Here is a 15,981-nt window from a genome sequence, read left to right on the forward strand (position 1 = left end):
AGAATCGAAGCTAAACGGTATCAATATAGCTGAATTTATGCATACTAGGCGATATGAAATTATCCTCTATGTTAACTTCTGAAATCTCAGAAAAAAATCATTTACAAATCCAACAGAGTGGCCAACGCCGTATTGACCGCATGGCGCAATCTGGTGTAGGTAAGTCTTCCTTATGGAGTCTCGCAGAAGTTGGCTGGACTGCGGGTCCGGTAACTTTCTTAGCGGCTCAAGGCGGATATTATCTGGGCTTTGGTACTTGGTTGCCAAATGAAAACTTGATATTTTTTGTCGGTTATACGGTATTAATGGGACTGATAGCCGTTTTAGTCAAATTCATCTATAAAGCGACAAAAGGGCAAGTGCTTGAAGATGCTAAAGAACAGTTGTTGCTGGTTATTGGCAGCATGCCTGATTTCATCCTCTCGGTCAGAGATCTTACCCTAAGCCGCATGGAGCCTGAATCTCGGCGCTATGAATCGGCGCGTATTTTGTTACAAAAGTCAGACCTTGGTCCGCAATGGTTAACACTTGCGGTAAATAGCATCATTGATTCCCCTGTGATTGCGCAAGCTGTTGCTAATATTGAAGTTTACTGGCGTGCAGGAATGTACAGTCGTATTCATGATATAAACCAAGAGCTTTCTACAGAAATTTCTGCTGCTTTGGTGAGCTTAGAGCAAGATCGTCCACGCTTGGCCAGGTTATTAGAGCAACGACTACAAGGTAATAAGAATACCTTGCGAAGTGGTGTTGAGCGAGAACCCTTTTTCATTGAACGAATATTTTCAGCTATTGAAGAAGATAACGAAGACATCATGGGGTTAAGTGATGTAGAAGAGGTTCTAACCTTAGCGTTTGAATTGTTGTCTGGCCGACGCATTCCTATGCTAGTGGTTAACTGCGTTGGCTCATCGCAATTGATGAATGCTACTGATAAGTTGGAAAAAGAACGCTCCAAATATCGTATTGCCCGAGCTCGCGGTTATAGTCAACTTTTAGCGTTAGCAAACTTCTTAAGTGACAGTAATTTGCTTGATTATTCAACGGTTGCCGAGCGCCTACCCAGCCGTGATTTATTACAAATTTGCCTTGATACCTTGGATGGACTTTGCCGGAATATTTGTGCTGACATTGAGTTAGTGAAAAAGCGTGAAAACGTTGATATGCGTGCGCTAAAGCTTAATCATAGTGTACTACTTAAAGCGTTGGATCTATATCAACAAGCCTATCGAAGTAGTGCTATGGTGATCAATGAACATGCAGATTTCTTAAAAGACATTAAGAGTTGGCAACGCATAAATCTTAAATATGCTGATGCTAACACCAAAGTATCGGTCACTGGTAAGCAGGGCTTACACATTATCGAACGTCATATACAGTTAACGGATGCGGATAAAATCACGGTGGTCAAAAAAATTGCCCATCACTTTGATAGTCAAAGTATCTTGTCAAAGGGGCTAAGAAGGCGCAAAGAACAAAGTAATTGGCAGGTAAGTAATCAACAGGTACGTGCAGCGAAACAATTGGCTATAGACTTAGCTTTAGCATTAAACCCCTGTGTTTTTATAAGCCTACCTGAAGTTCAACGAGCGATATACTCTTCTAATTCTGTTGATTTAGGTAGCTTCGAGCCTGGTTTGAGTACCACCACGAAAGTGGGGTGGGGTGAGTCGGTAGCGAAAGAAGTACAAAAAGATATGGTGAAGGCGTCCGAGCAAATTGCCCAAGCGATCCATCGTTATTACGGCATTTGTTTAGGGGAGAAAGAACTCGACTTTATGCATCAAACCTATGGCATGGATAAACAAAACGTCCTTGATTATTATCATGAAAATGAGCAAGGAGAACAATCAAGTAATGTTTTTGAGCCGCGCTCTCCTTTGATGATCCCCGAGGTTAAGTTTGCTTGGCGTAAAACATTAGCTTTATATCGAGAGCATGTATAATTCCGACGTCGAAAAAATACTTTACCCTGTTTGATTTATACACCGAATCTTTAACACAAATGAACGTTTTTAAACCTTGTCAATATATAATCATTCGACATGAATATGCTGATAAAGGGAGCCTTTTATACGCTAGGGACAGGAAGTCCCGACTGAAATAATGCCGAAGGAAGCTTCGTTAGCATCCTGCTAATAATCAATAACTCATTATAAAGCTTCGAATGAAAACTCTGCTAAATAGCTGAAACCGACAGCTTGCTTGATGTTGGATATCTGTGCATTCTAAGTCGTTTTTTAGCTATCCAATTCACGACATCTACGCCGTTTTTAGTATGGTAGGTGTCGCATTCTCCCAAACCACGCTATTTGCCTTTGTTAGACTGACTTTAATTTAAATTTGCCTGTGATTGATCAGTAAAGATCTCACAGCATTAATGAGGTTAATTTAATGAATACAGATCAAGCTTTAGCGTTACATGAAAGCTCAACTATTTTCGACGGTTTAGTCATCGCAAAATGGAACCGAGATTTATTTGAAGACATGGCTAAAGGTGGCTTAACGGCTGCCAACTGTACCGTATCAGTGTGGGAAGGATTTAAAGACACCATCGACAACATCACCGAGTTTAATCAATTCTTTTGTGATAACAGTGATTTGATAATGCCTGTGCATACAACTGCAGATATAGCTAAAGCAAAAGAGCAGGGTAAAACTGGCATTATTTTAGGTTTTCAAAATGCCAATGCTTTTGAAGATAAAATTGGCTATGTCGAAATATTCAAAAAACTGGGTGTTGGCATTGTTCAAATGGCCTACAACACGCAAAACCTTGTTGGTACAGGTTGTTATGAACGCGATGGTGGATTATCTGGCTTTGGCCGTGAAATCGTCGCTGAAATGAACCGCGTTGGCATTATGTGTGATTTATCACATGTTGGTCCAAAAACCTCAGAAGAAGTTATTTTAGCATCAACTAAACCAGTGTGTTATTCACACTGTTTACCTTACGGGCTAAAAGAACATCCGCGCAATAAAAAAGATGAAGAGTTACGTTTTATTGCCGAACATGGCGGTTTTATTGGCGTAACTATGTTTGCACCTTTCTTAAAAAATGGCATTGACTCTACGGTTGATGACTATGTTGAAGCGATAGATTATGTCATCAATATTGCTGGGGAAGACTGTGTTGGCATTGGTACAGATTTTACTCAAGGCCATGATCAAGCGTTCTTCGATATGCTGACTCATGATAAGGGTTATGCGCGTAACTTAACCAACTTTGGCAAAATAATAAATCCTGAGGGCATTCGTACCTTAGGTGAATTTCCTAACCTGACCGCTACTATGTTAAAGCATGGCTGGTCTGAATCTAAAATTAAAAAAATCATGGGCGAGAACTGGGTTCGCGTTCTAAAAGACGTCTGGGGAGAATAGACAATGAGTAAATTAAATAGCCTGAATACTGCGAGCCACAGCCCTGATATGCCAATCTTAGTTGACAATGAGACGGGTGTTTGGACTACCGATGCTTTGCCAATGTTATATGTACCGCGTCACTTTTTTGTTAATAACCATATGGGCATCGAAGAAGAGCTAGGCGCTGAAAAATACGCTGAAGTTTTGTATAAAGCGGGATATAAATCTGCTTTTTACTGGTGTGAAAAAGAAGGTGAAGAGCACGGTATCGGTGGCGAAGAGTTGTTTGAACATTACATGAAACGTTTGTCACAACGTGGCTGGGGGTTTTTCATCACTGAAGAACTTGACCTTGAAGCCGGTACTGCAAAAGTTCGATTAGAAAATTCTGCTTTTGTTTATCAATACGGCAAGGTTAATCGCAAAGTTGATTATATGTTTACAGGGTGGTTTGCGGGAGCAATGGATCAAATTGCTGCAACGCTAGGTTACCCAGTGAAAACCTTTGCACAGCAAACACAATGTGCTGCTGAAGAAGGTTGTGATGTGGGTTACTTTGAAGTAACACCAATCTAACTTTTTTTACAAACAGCTTTTAAAAGAACTATAAATATCAGGAGCTCATCATGGCGCAGTTCGATGCACTATTTCAGCCATTAAAAATAAATAATCTTACCATACGTAATCGTGTGGTAAGTACGGCACACGCCGAAGTATATGCTACCGAGGGTGGCATGACGACCGAACGATATGTTAAATATTACGAAGAAAAAGCCAAAGGTGGGGTTGGTCTATCAATTTGTGGTGGCTCGAGTGTCGTATCGATTGACAGCCCACAAGATTGGTGGAAGTCAGTTAACTTGTCTACCGACAGGATCATTCCTCATTTTCAAAATTTAGCCGATGCTGTGCATAAGCACGGCGGTAAAATAATGATTCAAATTACTCATATGGGACGTCGTTCTCGTTGGGATGGTGGTAATTGGTCTACTTTACTTAGTCCAAGTGGTATTCGTGAACCAGTGCATCGCGCTACCTGTAAAACTATCGAAATTGAAGAGATGCAACGCATTGTCGGAGATTACGCTAAAGCAGCTGGTCGTGCAAAAGCTGGTGGTTTAGATGGTATAGAACTGTCTGCCGTACATCAGCATTTAATCGATCAATTCTGGAGCCCTCGTGTTAACCAGCGTGATGATGAGTACGGTGGAAGTTTCGAAAACAGAATGCGTTTTGGTATGGAAGTATTACACGCTATCCGTGAAGAAGTGGGCCGTGATTTTGCTGTCGGTTTGCGTATTTGTGGTGATGAATTTCACCCGGATGGTTTAAATCATGACGATATGAAGCAGATTGCTGAGTATTATGATGCGACGGGGTTACTCGACTTCTTCAGCGTGATTGGCTCTGGCTGTGATACTCATAATACACTGGCCAATGTTATTCCGAATATGAGTTATCCGCCTGAACCGTTTTTACATTTAGCAGCAGGGATAAAAGAAGTTGTTAATGTCCCGGTAATGCATGCACAAAATATTAAAGATCCGAATCAAGCACAACGTATTCTTGAAGCGGGGTATGTTGATTTTGTTGGTATGACTAGAGCCCATATTGCTGATCCGCATTTGATCGCTAAAATCAAACTGAACCAGGTAGATCAGATAAAACAATGTGTGGGTGCTAACTATTGTATCGATCGTCAGTATCAAGGTTTAGATGTTCTGTGTATCCAAAACGCTGCGACATCACGTGAATCAACCATGCCGCACATTATTGAGAAAACCGAAGGTAAAGTCCGCAAGGTGGTGATTATTGGTGGTGGTCCTGCCGGTATGGAGTCTGCGAGAGTTTGTGCCGAGCGGGGGCATGACGTTATTTTAATTGAAAAAGCCCCTGAGTTAGGTGGTCAAATAACCATTGCGGCTAAAGCGCCACAACGCGATCAAATTGCTGGTATCACCCGTTGGTTTGCCTTAGAACTGGAACGCTTAGGGATCGACTTGCGTCTTAATACAACCGCTGATGAAGCCATGATTCGCAGCCTTAATGCTGATGTTGTTATTTTAGCTGTTGGTGGTCAACCTTTCTTAGCACAAAACCCGCATTGGGGTGTTGAAGAAGGTCTATCGGTGAGCACTTGGGATATTTTAAGTGGCAAGGTTGCACCAGGTAAAAATGTTTTAGTGTATGACACTATTTGTGAGTTTAGTGGTTTATCTGCTGCTGACTTTTTAGCACAAAATGGTTCATTGGTTGAGATGGTAACCGATGATATTAAGCCAGGTGCTGCAGTGGGTGGCACAACATTCCCAACCTATTACCGAAACTTGTACGAAAAAGAGGTGATCATGTCCTCGGATTTAATACTAGAAAAGGTCTATCGTGAAGGCGATAAGGTTGTGGCAGTGTTAGAGAATGAATACACCGGACAGCAAGAAGAGCGTGTTGTTGATCAAGTTGTCATTGAAAACGGTGTGCGTCCTGATGAAGAAATCTATCTGCAGTTGAAAGGTGATTCTCGCAACAAAGGGCAAATCGATATTGAAGCGCTATATGCAGCTTTACCTCAGCCAATTCTGTCTGAAGAGGGCGAAGGTTACATACTCTATCGTATTGGTGATTGTGTATCGCAGCGTAATACTCATGCTGCAATATATGACGCATTACGTTTATGTAAGGATTTCTAGCTTTAGCAGCTTTTACAATGTATATCACCGTTCTGTGCGGTGATATACATATCCAAGACATCTGAATACGCATCTTCAAGTTGCTTGGATATACACCTAGGATAATTAATAGGTCTTGTTATGTCATCATCCGAATTTCTTTCCCAATTTTTGTTTACTCTAATTACGTTCGCCTTGCTGTTGACGTTAGTTGGTGCAGTTAAACGTATATTGCTGTGGTCACAAGGGCAGTCATCAACTATACATTGGCTTGGGTTGTTACAAATCCCTCGCCGCTACTTGGTTGACTTACATCATGTTGTCGCCCGTGATAAATATATGTCTAATACCCACGTTGCTACGGCGGGTGGTTTTGTGTTGTCTGCGATATTAATCATATTGCTTTATGTATTTCAGCTAAAACTGCAAATATTGACTTGGACACTGCTTGGTTCTTCATTATTAATGTTTGTCGGTAGTCTTTTTGTGATGAGAAGACGTCGTAATCCGCCGCCTAATTTATCCTTAGGTAAATGGCAGCGATTACCGAAAAGCCTGATGGTTTTTTCATTGAGTTTTTTTATCCTCACTTTACCAGCAACGGGAATATTGCCGAGCGATACTGGCGGTTGGTTATTAGCAGTACTGCTAGTTGTTGGCATTATTTGGGGTATTGGCGAAATGTTTTTCGGCATGACCTGGGGCGGACCGATGAAACATGCTTTTGCCGGAGCATTGCATTTGGGCTTACATCGACGACAAGAACGCTTTGGAGACGGACAGTCAACAGGATTAAAAGCGATAGACTTAAACGCGAAAAAACTTGGTGTAGAAAAGCCAATCGACTTTAAGTGGAATCAATTATTAAGTTTTGATGCGTGTGTTGAGTGTGGCCGTTGTGAAAAAAATTGTCCGGCATTTGCTGCAGGGCAGCCGTTAAACCCGAAAAAGCTGATCCAAGATATGGTGATTGGCATGGCGGGTGGTGATGATGCAAAATTTGCTGGCAGTCCTTATCCGGGTATCGAAGTGGGCACTCACAAAGGTGGTGCGATCATTCCTATTGTTAACGTCTTGGTAGAAAATGAGACCTTGTGGTCTTGTACCACTTGTCGCGCCTGTGTGGATGCCTGTCCCATGATGATTGAACATGTTGATGCCATTGTTGACATGCGTCGTTTTGAAACCATGGAAAAGGGACAAACCCCAGGCAAAGGCAGTGAAATTTTAGAGAACCTGAGCGCTACGGATAATCCGAATGGTTATGCGCCTAGTACTCGGATGAACTGGGCGGCAGATCAAAACTTAACGGTATTTGGTCAAAATGTTGAAAAACAAGAAGTGACCCAAGCAGACGTATTGTTATGGATTGGTGATGCTGCTTTTGACATGCGCAATCAGCGTACATTACGCGCCATTATAAAATTACTACGTGCAGCTGAGGTCAACTTTGCCGTGTTGGGTGATGCCGAATTTGATAGCGGTGACTTAGCAAGACGATTAGGTGATGAAGCAACTTTTCAACGCTTAGCCACCAGTAATATTCGCACCATGAATAAATACCAATTTAAGACCATAGTTACGGCCGATCCGCATGCTTTTCACTGTCTTAAAAATGAGTATGTTGAGTTTGGTGGCCATTATAACGTGCTGCACCATACCGGCTTTTTTGCTGACTTGGTTAGTCAAAATAAACTTCAGTTAGACAATAGCAAAGAGCTGGCGTTGACCTATCATGATCCTTGTTATTTGGGTCGATATAACGGTGAATACGACGCCCCGAGGTTCTTATTAGAAAGCATGGGAGTCAAGATAAAAGAAATGGATCGCAGTAAATCAACCGCACGTTGTTGTGGCGGCGGCGGCGGAGCACCAGTTACCGATATTCCTGGTGAGCAACGTATTCCAGACATGCGAATGGCTGATGTTGTTGAAACCAATGCAGAGATTGTTGCGGTAGCCTGTCCGCAATGTAACTTGATGCTTGAAGGTGTGGTTGAACCACGACCTGAAGTGAAAGATATTGCAGAGTTAATGTTAGATGCACTCATTGAAGGTGTCGTTGAAAATACGGGCGAAGGTGTGGTTGCAAACGCGGTTGGGGGTGAAGTATGAGTGAGTTATTCCGCCGAGATCCTCGCGCACAATGGATAGCACGTAATCGTCTGCATCCACTGCATCAAACTTTGGTTATTGGGCCAGTCTTTGGTCCGTCAGGTTTGCTGCGTAAAAACCTACATAGCATAGGTTTCATTGGACCAAATGGTTTAAAACGTATCGACCGTTCTGGTGCCTCTAATGATAGTGCTCAAGGTTCGCGTCGAGCAGCTGCAGCAAGCGAAGTGATATTGCCATTACATCAAGTGCTTGAACCAGCGTTTTATATCGTGGTGGTCTTAGACTTAGTTTCAGGGCGACTAAATGGTCATGATAAAGATACGCTTGGTCTGGCGCAGCAATTAGCGAATCGCAATGGCGGAGCAGGCGCAGTAGTCGCTATTGCCTTTGGTGAATTAAAAGATGATTCACTCGATAAAGCGGGTGTTGATCGATTGATCCACTTGGACAGTCCACACTATGAACAGTATAACCCTGAACAGCGATGTAATGATTTACAGGTCATTGTTGATGATTTGAAGCCACAGCATATTCTGTTACCCGATAGTATCAATGGTGGTGGTGATTTAGGTCGTCGCTTAGCGACTAAACTTCAGCAACGACCAGCTTGTGGCGTATGGAAATTAATTGACGATACCGTGACATGTCGTGGCAGTGCCGGAAAAAGTGATATCACTCGTCCGTTAAGTCAACTAATGCTGGTAATGGAAGAGTGTAGTGAGCCTATTAGTGAAACGCGACATGAAAACATCGTGATTCCACAGGATACAAGCCAATTTACTGGGGCTAAATTAATCGATCAAGGCAATATTAGTGTTGACCCGAATGCTATTCCGCTAGCAGAAGCAGGTTTTATTCTTTCAGGCGGTAATGGTATTAACGATTGGCCGCAGTTTCATCACACCGCCAGTGTGTTGGGGGCAACGGAAGGGGCGAGCCGAGTCGCGGTAGATGATGGCAACATGCCACGTGAGCGACAAGTTGGTGCCACTGGTACTTGGGTAACGGCGCAAGTATATATTGCGGTTGGTATATCAGGGGCAATCCAGCACATGCAAGGTATCGGACAATGTGAAAAAGTGGTAGCTATCAATACCGATGAAGGCTGTGATATGGTCAAACGTGCTGATTTAAGCGCCATTGGCGACAGTACTGAAATACTCACACGATTAGTTGAATTGATTGAACAAAGAAAACAAACCATTAATGGGGGAGCGACAAATGACTAATGACAACTTGTCGGTGATATCGTTAGTTTCTATTGGTGAGCATCCAACATCTCGTCGCCCAAGACGTGCTGAGCAAGATGCTAGAGCTATTGAGTTAGGTATTAAACTTGTTGGTGAAAATTTACAAACCTTGCACGCAGGAGAATTGCCTGACGATGCTAACCAACAAACTGCATTACGAAGTTACCTTGGCATGGGGCTTGCTGAAATGAATTTGTTAGAAATGCCAGCACAAGCCGATGCCGTTCTGGTTATTGCTGAACATTTAAAGCAGCAAAACCCAGATGTTATTTTAACAGGAGTACGCGCAGAAAGTGGTGAATCATCGGGTATGTTGCCGTATTTATTAGCTGAGCATCTGGGTATGGCTATGGTGACTTCAATTGCTGATATTTTATCTGTTGATGAAGCGAATCAACAAGCCGAAGTATTACAAGCTTTACCGCGCGGTCAACGACGTAAATTAATCGTTGATTTACCTTTTGTTGCGAGTGTCGACATGGCTGCCGCTATGCCAAGACAAAGCGCTTTTGGCCCTGCGATGCGAGGTTTACTGGACACAGCTGTGGCAGGTGATTTTGCTGATGAAGAAGCTTCAACCTGGCAAACAAGTAATGCTAAAAAACGTCCTAAACGGCTAAAAATAATCAAAGCGAAAACCGCGGCAGATCGTTTTAAAGCTGCAACAGCTAAAGCTTCTGGCGGTGGTGGTAAAGTGGTCCATGGCGTTGAAGAGTCAGCACAAGCTATTTTAGATTTGCTGGTGGAAGAAGGCTTGGTATAGTTAATTAACTACCATAGAGGTTAAGGTAGTTATTGATTTTAGCTACTTAGTCTCTATGCGGTAACTACGTGCTTTGCTCGTAAATCTCCTTTGAGATCATAGAAAACTTATTCATATTTATCACAGTTGGAGAGTACACTTTGCGAGTTGCTGCTGTTTTTGGTCTGAACCAAATCGTTAGTCACGGATTTGGACTCTTTCTCTTTGCTGCTTTAGTGCCACTAATGCGAGAGTCTATTGCCATTACTAATTGGCATATAGCTGCTATTGGTGCACTGACCCAATTGTCATACCTTGCTGGGGCATTATTACTCGGGTTTATTGGCAATAAAGTCTGCTCTACACGATTGGTCCTGACCACGGGCTCACTCACCACTATGATGCTATTCAGCATGTCGCAATTACAAAGTCCGTTAATTATTACCATGGTATTGGTGTTGTTAGCTGCCAGTGCTTCAATTAGTTGGGGCGCTATTGTTGAAATTCTTGGACGACACGCTAAACCTGAACGATGCTCAACTTATTTGTCTTTTGCTTCAAGTGGTACTGCTTGGGGGTATGGACTTAATGGTTTACTTATTTTATTGGTAGTGCCTTTACTTGGTTGGCAGCGTAGCTGGCAAATTGCCGCAGTATTTGGCTTGATAGTGGTACTATTTACTTGGCGTTTGTTAACCAAATTGAACCGTCAGCCAGCAACTCATACCACCTCCACACAAGCCATGATCCCAGCTGCAGAGCTATTTTCTACTATTATAAGAGAGCGTACCGCACTGTTTGCCTGTGTTGTGAGTTTTTTACTTGGATTTTCTACTATGCCGTTTGCTAACTGGCTGAGTACTTATCTGAATGAATTGCAATTACCCGCCACACTTGGCGGCTATACCTGGACCGTTGCCGGTGTAACCGGCATGTTCGCTGGGGTTATTACGGGTTGGATTGCTGATCGTACTAACCATGCTACGGCGTTAATAATCATCTTTACCGGTTTTGCGCTCAGTTTGATGGCCTTTATTTATGATCCTACTCAATTTGCTGTTTTAGCGGGTATTGGTTATGGCTTGATGTATTTTCCTGTCTGGGGCATTTTAGCTGGTTGGATTAGACAAGCCTTTTCTTCGACTGCCACCATGCAAATTTGTAGTATCTGCATGGTTACCTTTGGCTTGGGCGGAGCCTTGGGTAATCTAATCGCTGGATTTATTCGAGATACTACTGGCTCTTTGGCGCTTGTTTATGTACTTGTGACAATAGCGGTAATATTAATGGTATTACTCACCTTAATCATAATGCGGGTGGGCTCTAGTCGAGCGAATAAGCAATTACTTACTGATAGTTAAAGAAACGCGGTTAAGCAATTTAGTAAAAAGCTATCACGCTATTAATTGCCTTATTTAGAACCGATATCTTACCTTGACTATTCAATTCAAAGACCTAATGAATTTACCTCCTTTTCGACATGCGTTGGCATTTGAAATACCTTGCATCTCCCCTGAGTTTTGCATGAACCTTTGTTGTTCATGCGATTGTTATAAGACATGTTATTGCGTTCAAAACTATTCATTTTCTGCTGCGACGGAAATATTTTAAGCGTGATTTTAAGAGGTTGATTGTACTTTAGATTGTATCTAATATTGTATTTTAAATGATTGAAATGGAGCTAAGTAGGCTGAATAAATAAAGGAGTGGGAGAGGAAATTGCCGTATTAAAGCAGGTCACTACTCAAATACGGCATAAATAAGAAAGGCTTAGAAGTAATAGCCGATATTGATGTTTAGGCGTTTATTCCAATCATCAGCATTACCAACTAAAGTACCGCCGATAAATGGTTGGTTTTTAGCAATAACATAATCAATATATGCATATACGCCACCAGCACTGATTGCAACACCGGTCACGTTCATTGTGGTATCGTCTAAACCAGCTGATTTATCAGTGATTAAGTTGTAATCGTTGTAGTAAGTTAAGTTAGTGATAGGTCCAAGCGACACTGATTGACTGTAAGATAAGTTAAGGTTATACGACGTAGCTTCGGTTGGAATTGTGTCATAGAATGCCCAAGCGCCGACAGCGACAGCGTCCGAGCCGTTATCTAGGTCATATTCATACTCTGAAGCTTGGAACATGATACCAATGTTATCAATGTTGCTCTTAACGTGAAAAGCGTATGCCGTGTGGTCGCCAACAGAGCCCGCACCTGAGCCACCTTCAAGATCACCTGATAATAATGATACACCCACTTCGGTATTAGAGAAGAAATTATAAGTATATCTCAAGTTTATGGTATTACTTTCACCCATTGTTTGAGCTGGTGCGCTGTAAATACCTTCGCCACCCGCGAAGTCGCGGATACCAACAACATCATAAGAATAGCGATGAGTTCTGTCACCTGAATAACCGTCGACACCACCTTTTTCATCATTTAGGAAATAAGCAACGCGGATATCATGTTTGTCATACTTACCAGTAAATGACAAACCTGCGTCGTAGTCATCTTCTAAACCAGCATAATAAGCAGAGCTGAAGAAAAAGTTGTTAGAGTTATAGTTTAAGTTTCCAAAAGGCACTTGCGTAATACCCACTTTTCCTTCCCAGTTATCATTGAATTGGTAGGCTACATCGGCGTGGTGAACTACATTCATGTATTGATACCAGCGATATTGAGCTGATAACTTAACATCACCAATACTACCGTTTACATCTAAGCGAAAGGTATCAAAGTCAAAATCGCCACCGCGATCTTTATTGTCATCATCATAATCTTCGTAGCTATATTGAAAACGTACGGCACCACCAATTTTAATCTTAGGCGTTAAATCTGTGGTAGTTTTTGTATTGGTTTTAACTTCTTTTTTTAGCTCAGCCACTTGTTTCTCAAGTTGCTCTAGTCGCTCAATTTTATCACTTTCTGTGGCCGCAAAGGCCGTTGTTGAGCTTGCTAACAATAACCCAAGCATTGGGATGGATGTTTTCATTAGTTATTCTCCAAAAGATAGTTCGCATTTGTTTTTATATTTAGTTACGTTTTGCATGTTGTTGTTCTCAACCGAACAATATTCAACCATTTAAGTGTAAAACGTTACTGATAGGTGCAACTAATCCATTTACGACGTCAAACAGATGAATAACACCGTTACAGCCGAATATTTGAGGAGCTGTCTTAAAGGAACCCTTAAATTAATACTAGTAGAAATTATTAATTAACGTTATGTCGTAAGTTAACGATTCTTGCTTTAATGGGGCTTAAATATTGGTTATTAGTACGATACTGAATAACTGAAAATGTGAGGTGCTTTAGGAAGGAAACGTCTCTGCTTTGAAAAAGTCACTTAATAAACGTTGTTTATGCAAGCTCCTCTATAGCAAGGAGCCTTACTGTTAAGCACTAAAGTCGCTTGTTATAGGGGGACTAATTTGGCCTAAGTGTCTCAATAATCTGAGCATCGACCCAGTAAATATCTATATTACCTTTATCATCTACGCTTCGATTAAAAAGTATATACTTTCCGTCAGAGGTGACACTCGCATAGAAATCACTTTTATCTGAATTAATCTTGTCGCCCATATTAATTGCCCCGCCCCAAGAGCCATCATTTTTCCGGAAGCTAATATATAGATCAGAGCCTCCATATCCATCTTCGCGTTCACTATCCCAAATCAGGTAGCTTTCGTCGGGCGCAATAAAAGGGTGGGCTGTCCATTCGCCTTTATTGACCTCGGGCCCCATCAATTCTGGAGCTTGGCGCTTGCCGTTTTTTATTGTTGAGATGCGGATAACGTCCTTGCTCTTATAATCGTCAAAAACATAGGTGCCCTTGCTCGATGCCGAAAGACGCATAATTCCCCAGTCTTTCCGATCAAACATCGGACCAAGGCTTTTGAGTTCTGACCAGCTATCGCCAATGCGATCTTTATAGCCTTTTGCCATATGCATGCGTTTTCCGTCAGGCGAGAAGACAATTTCACCTGTTCTAGGAAATTCAACGTACTTTTTCCAGACATTGTTTTGCTGGCGGAAGCCAATAACGGTGGCGCTTTTTCGGTTTGTCGTGAAGTAAAACTCTCTCATGTTGGGTGCAAATACCCCCTCAAGCTCCCAGCCTTGTTTGGAAATGACACCAGGTGCAAAGGGCTCTGCCACCAAGCCTGGTGGCTCTTGTCCCATATAAGGACCTTCTAATAGTGGAAATTCATATTGACTAAAACTCTTGCTACTCATAGTGAGTGTAGTAAGCAACAAAATGATCGAAAGGCAAATATGTTTCATACGGTTGTCCCTATTGTAAACATGGAGGAATGCTTGATTTCTGCACTCTAATGAATATCCATTAATACTACGCTTTGCTAAATAATGTCCACGCAGCCACAGTAAAAACAAGCTCAAGGTGTCAGAATTTACGTTGAGTAACCAATATCAGCTGAAATTCATCTCTTATTTAATGTCTAAAAGCTGTGTGATTTCGAATCAATGCTATGAGGAGGGATTTTTGCTGGCAGATTTAGAGGGGGTAATGCTAAAAGTGATCATGTCTCAATTGTGCACAAAGAGGGAGTTTACCACTCGATAACCCGCTGCAAACACAAAGCAGAAATTCAGGTTTGAATCTATACAAATTGCTCATTTTATAATGTGAATCATAAAATGTTTTACAGCAAAATGCTCCAACGAAGTAGTTGTAAATATATCATTGCGCTTTTAAATTTTTACAACTGCTTCGATGCATGTCACACTTATCAGTCTAAATGTAAAGAAAATTATCAAGTAATCAGGATAAGTTAATTTTAAATGGACCCTCTGAATTTCGTTAACTTAATTCAATCTGCGCTTGCAGCGACAGGTATTCTAGGTGGATTACTGCTATGGCTTACCAAAACCAAAGAGTTTAAAGGTATTGCTTTTTTATTATTTACTATTGCTCTTGGCAGTTGCATCAATATATTAGAAGAGACAGGCCTTACTAGAGAAATATACTTAATTAGCCCTGTTTTTATTATGCTCTTTGGACCCATGACCTACTTAGCAGCAAAACTTCTGATTGATAAAGAGTTAAATAAAGTACAATGGTGGCATTTATTCCCTGTTATTCCTTTACTATTTTTTACATCATATACGTACTTGGTAATTGGCATTGGAACAGTATGGCGTTTTGCCTATGCTTTTTTAACAATAACACTGTTGTTGAAATATAAACAAACCATGGATGAAGAGCGCTCTGATTCAGAAGATTTTTCATTAAATTGGCTAGTTTGGATTTTAGCTGTTACAACAATGTTTAACCTCATTGATCTGATTCGTCTTAACGTCCAACAAATAATACCCTATGAGCTTAACGTTTTAGGGCAAGGAATAAATAACGCAATTTGGTTAGTTGTTGTGATGATTATTACCATCAAGCTTCAATCACAGCAAAAAATCCCTAAAATTACAGAAAAACCGACAGCCCCTGATACTATTAAACACTCAACTAAGAACGATTATAGTTCCCTTTTTGAAGAGCTTGATAAACTCATCACCTTAAATCAATGGTTTTTAAAACCTCGTCTTACACTGAATGATTTAAGTGTTCTTACTGGCTTACAAACAAGAGATATATCCAGAGCGATTAATGTAATCACTGAAAAATCGTTTAATGAATATATTAATAATTACCGAGTTAATTATGTTTTTACCACGATAGAAAAAAACACTGAAAAAACTCTTTCTGACATTGCTGCTGATGCAGGATTTAGCTCTAAAGCCTCATTTAATAAGGTTTTCAAAGAAATATCAGGAATGACGCCTACCGAATATAAATGCAGAAAAGAAGTCTAAAATCAAGA

General features: G+C 41.2%; 11 protein-coding genes. 9 read left to right on the forward strand and 2 right to left on the reverse strand.

From position 1 onward, the window contains the following. Positions 1 to 53 precede the first annotated feature (53 nt). From ND2E_RS08790 to ND2E_RS08755, 8 genes are all read left to right on the forward strand, one after another. Positions 54 to 1,946 carry a hypothetical protein gene (locus tag ND2E_RS08790; RefSeq protein ID WP_150113757.1) on the forward strand — a complete coding sequence of 631 codons (1,893 nt, stop codon included), beginning with the start codon at positions 54 to 56 and terminating at the stop codon, positions 1,944 to 1,946. Between the two features lie 448 nt (positions 1,947 to 2,394). Continuing rightward, positions 2,395 to 3,381, forward strand: coding sequence for a dipeptidase (locus tag ND2E_RS08785; RefSeq protein WP_033094305.1), 987 nt, complete (start codon positions 2,395 to 2,397; stop codon positions 3,379 to 3,381). 3 nt (positions 3,382 to 3,384) lie between these two features. After that, positions 3,385 to 3,939 carry a 4-vinyl reductase gene (locus ND2E_RS08780; protein ID WP_033094306.1) on the forward strand — a complete coding sequence of 185 codons (555 nt, stop codon included), beginning with the start codon at positions 3,385 to 3,387 and terminating at the stop codon, positions 3,937 to 3,939. A 50-nt stretch (positions 3,940 to 3,989) separates the two neighbouring features. Beyond that, positions 3,990 to 6,050 carry an NADH:flavin oxidoreductase gene (locus ND2E_RS08775; protein WP_033094307.1) on the forward strand — a complete coding sequence of 687 codons (2,061 nt, stop codon included), beginning with the start codon at positions 3,990 to 3,992 and terminating at the stop codon, positions 6,048 to 6,050. A gap of 120 nt (positions 6,051 to 6,170) precedes the next feature. Further along, on the forward strand, positions 6,171 to 8,144 hold the full coding sequence (locus tag ND2E_RS08770) for a (Fe-S)-binding protein (protein ID WP_033094308.1): 1,974 nt from the start codon (positions 6,171 to 6,173) through the stop codon (positions 8,142 to 8,144). Next, entirely contained in the window at positions 8,141 to 9,376 is a 1,236-nt protein-coding gene (gene etfA / locus ND2E_RS08765; RefSeq protein WP_033094309.1) for an electron transfer flavoprotein subunit alpha, read from the forward strand. Before ND2E_RS08770 ends, etfA begins: the two co-directional genes overlap by 4 nt. Next, complete coding sequence (gene etfB / locus ND2E_RS08760) at positions 9,369 to 10,160, forward strand: electron transfer flavoprotein subunit beta (RefSeq protein WP_033094310.1); 792 nt, start codon at positions 9,369 to 9,371, stop codon at positions 10,158 to 10,160. Before etfA ends, etfB begins: the two co-directional genes overlap by 8 nt. A gap of 140 nt (positions 10,161 to 10,300) precedes the next feature. Continuing rightward, positions 10,301 to 11,500 carry an MFS transporter gene (locus ND2E_RS08755; RefSeq protein ID WP_033094311.1) on the forward strand — a complete coding sequence of 400 codons (1,200 nt, stop codon included), beginning with the start codon at positions 10,301 to 10,303 and terminating at the stop codon, positions 11,498 to 11,500. A 409-nt stretch (positions 11,501 to 11,909) separates the two neighbouring features. Here the strand turns inward: ND2E_RS08755 and ND2E_RS08750 are convergent, their stop codons facing one another. Then, positions 11,910 to 13,136 (reverse strand): porin, encoded by a 1,227-nt coding sequence (locus ND2E_RS08750; protein ID WP_033094312.1) that lies wholly within the window; start codon positions 13,134 to 13,136, stop codon positions 11,910 to 11,912. 434 nt (positions 13,137 to 13,570) lie between these two features. Beyond that, the gene (locus ND2E_RS08745; protein WP_033094313.1) at positions 13,571 to 14,428 is read right to left on the reverse strand and encodes a TolB-like translocation protein; all 858 of its coding nucleotides are present in this window, start codon (positions 14,426 to 14,428) and stop codon (positions 13,571 to 13,573) included. A gap of 519 nt (positions 14,429 to 14,947) precedes the next feature. Between ND2E_RS08745 and ND2E_RS08740 the strand changes: the two genes are divergently transcribed. Beyond that, on the forward strand, positions 14,948 to 15,973 hold the full coding sequence (locus ND2E_RS08740; RefSeq protein ID WP_033094314.1) for a helix-turn-helix domain-containing protein: 1,026 nt from the start codon (positions 14,948 to 14,950) through the stop codon (positions 15,971 to 15,973). Positions 15,974 to 15,981 lie beyond the last annotated feature (8 nt).

This window comes from Colwellia psychrerythraea, from assembly GCF_000764225.1.
GTDB lineage: Bacteria > Pseudomonadota > Gammaproteobacteria > Enterobacterales > Alteromonadaceae > Colwellia > Colwellia psychrerythraea_D.

Excerpts from the sequence above, each read along its gene's own strand:
- ND2E_RS08740 (WP_033094314.1), top strand. The coding sequence starts at position 14,948 with ATGGACCCTCTGAATTTCGTTAACTTAATTCAATCTGCGCTTGCAGCG.
- ND2E_RS08750 (WP_033094312.1), bottom strand. The coding sequence starts at position 13,136 with ATGAAAACATCCATCCCAATGCTTGGGTTATTGTTAGCAAGCTCAACA.
- ND2E_RS08775 (WP_033094307.1), top strand. The coding sequence starts at position 3,990 with ATGGCGCAGTTCGATGCACTATTTCAGCCATTAAAAATAAATAATCTT.
- etfA (WP_033094309.1), top strand. The coding sequence starts at position 8,141 with ATGAGTGAGTTATTCCGCCGAGATCCTCGCGCACAATGGATAGCACGT.
- ND2E_RS08770 (WP_033094308.1), top strand. The coding sequence starts at position 6,171 with ATGTCATCATCCGAATTTCTTTCCCAATTTTTGTTTACTCTAATTACG.
- ND2E_RS08780 (WP_033094306.1), top strand. The coding sequence starts at position 3,385 with ATGAGTAAATTAAATAGCCTGAATACTGCGAGCCACAGCCCTGATATG.
- etfB (WP_033094310.1), top strand. The coding sequence starts at position 9,369 with ATGACTAATGACAACTTGTCGGTGATATCGTTAGTTTCTATTGGTGAG.
- ND2E_RS08785 (WP_033094305.1), top strand. The coding sequence starts at position 2,395 with ATGAATACAGATCAAGCTTTAGCGTTACATGAAAGCTCAACTATTTTC.
- ND2E_RS08790 (WP_150113757.1), top strand. The coding sequence starts at position 54 with ATGAAATTATCCTCTATGTTAACTTCTGAAATCTCAGAAAAAAATCAT.
- ND2E_RS08745 (WP_033094313.1), bottom strand. The coding sequence starts at position 14,428 with ATGAAACATATTTGCCTTTCGATCATTTTGTTGCTTACTACACTCACT.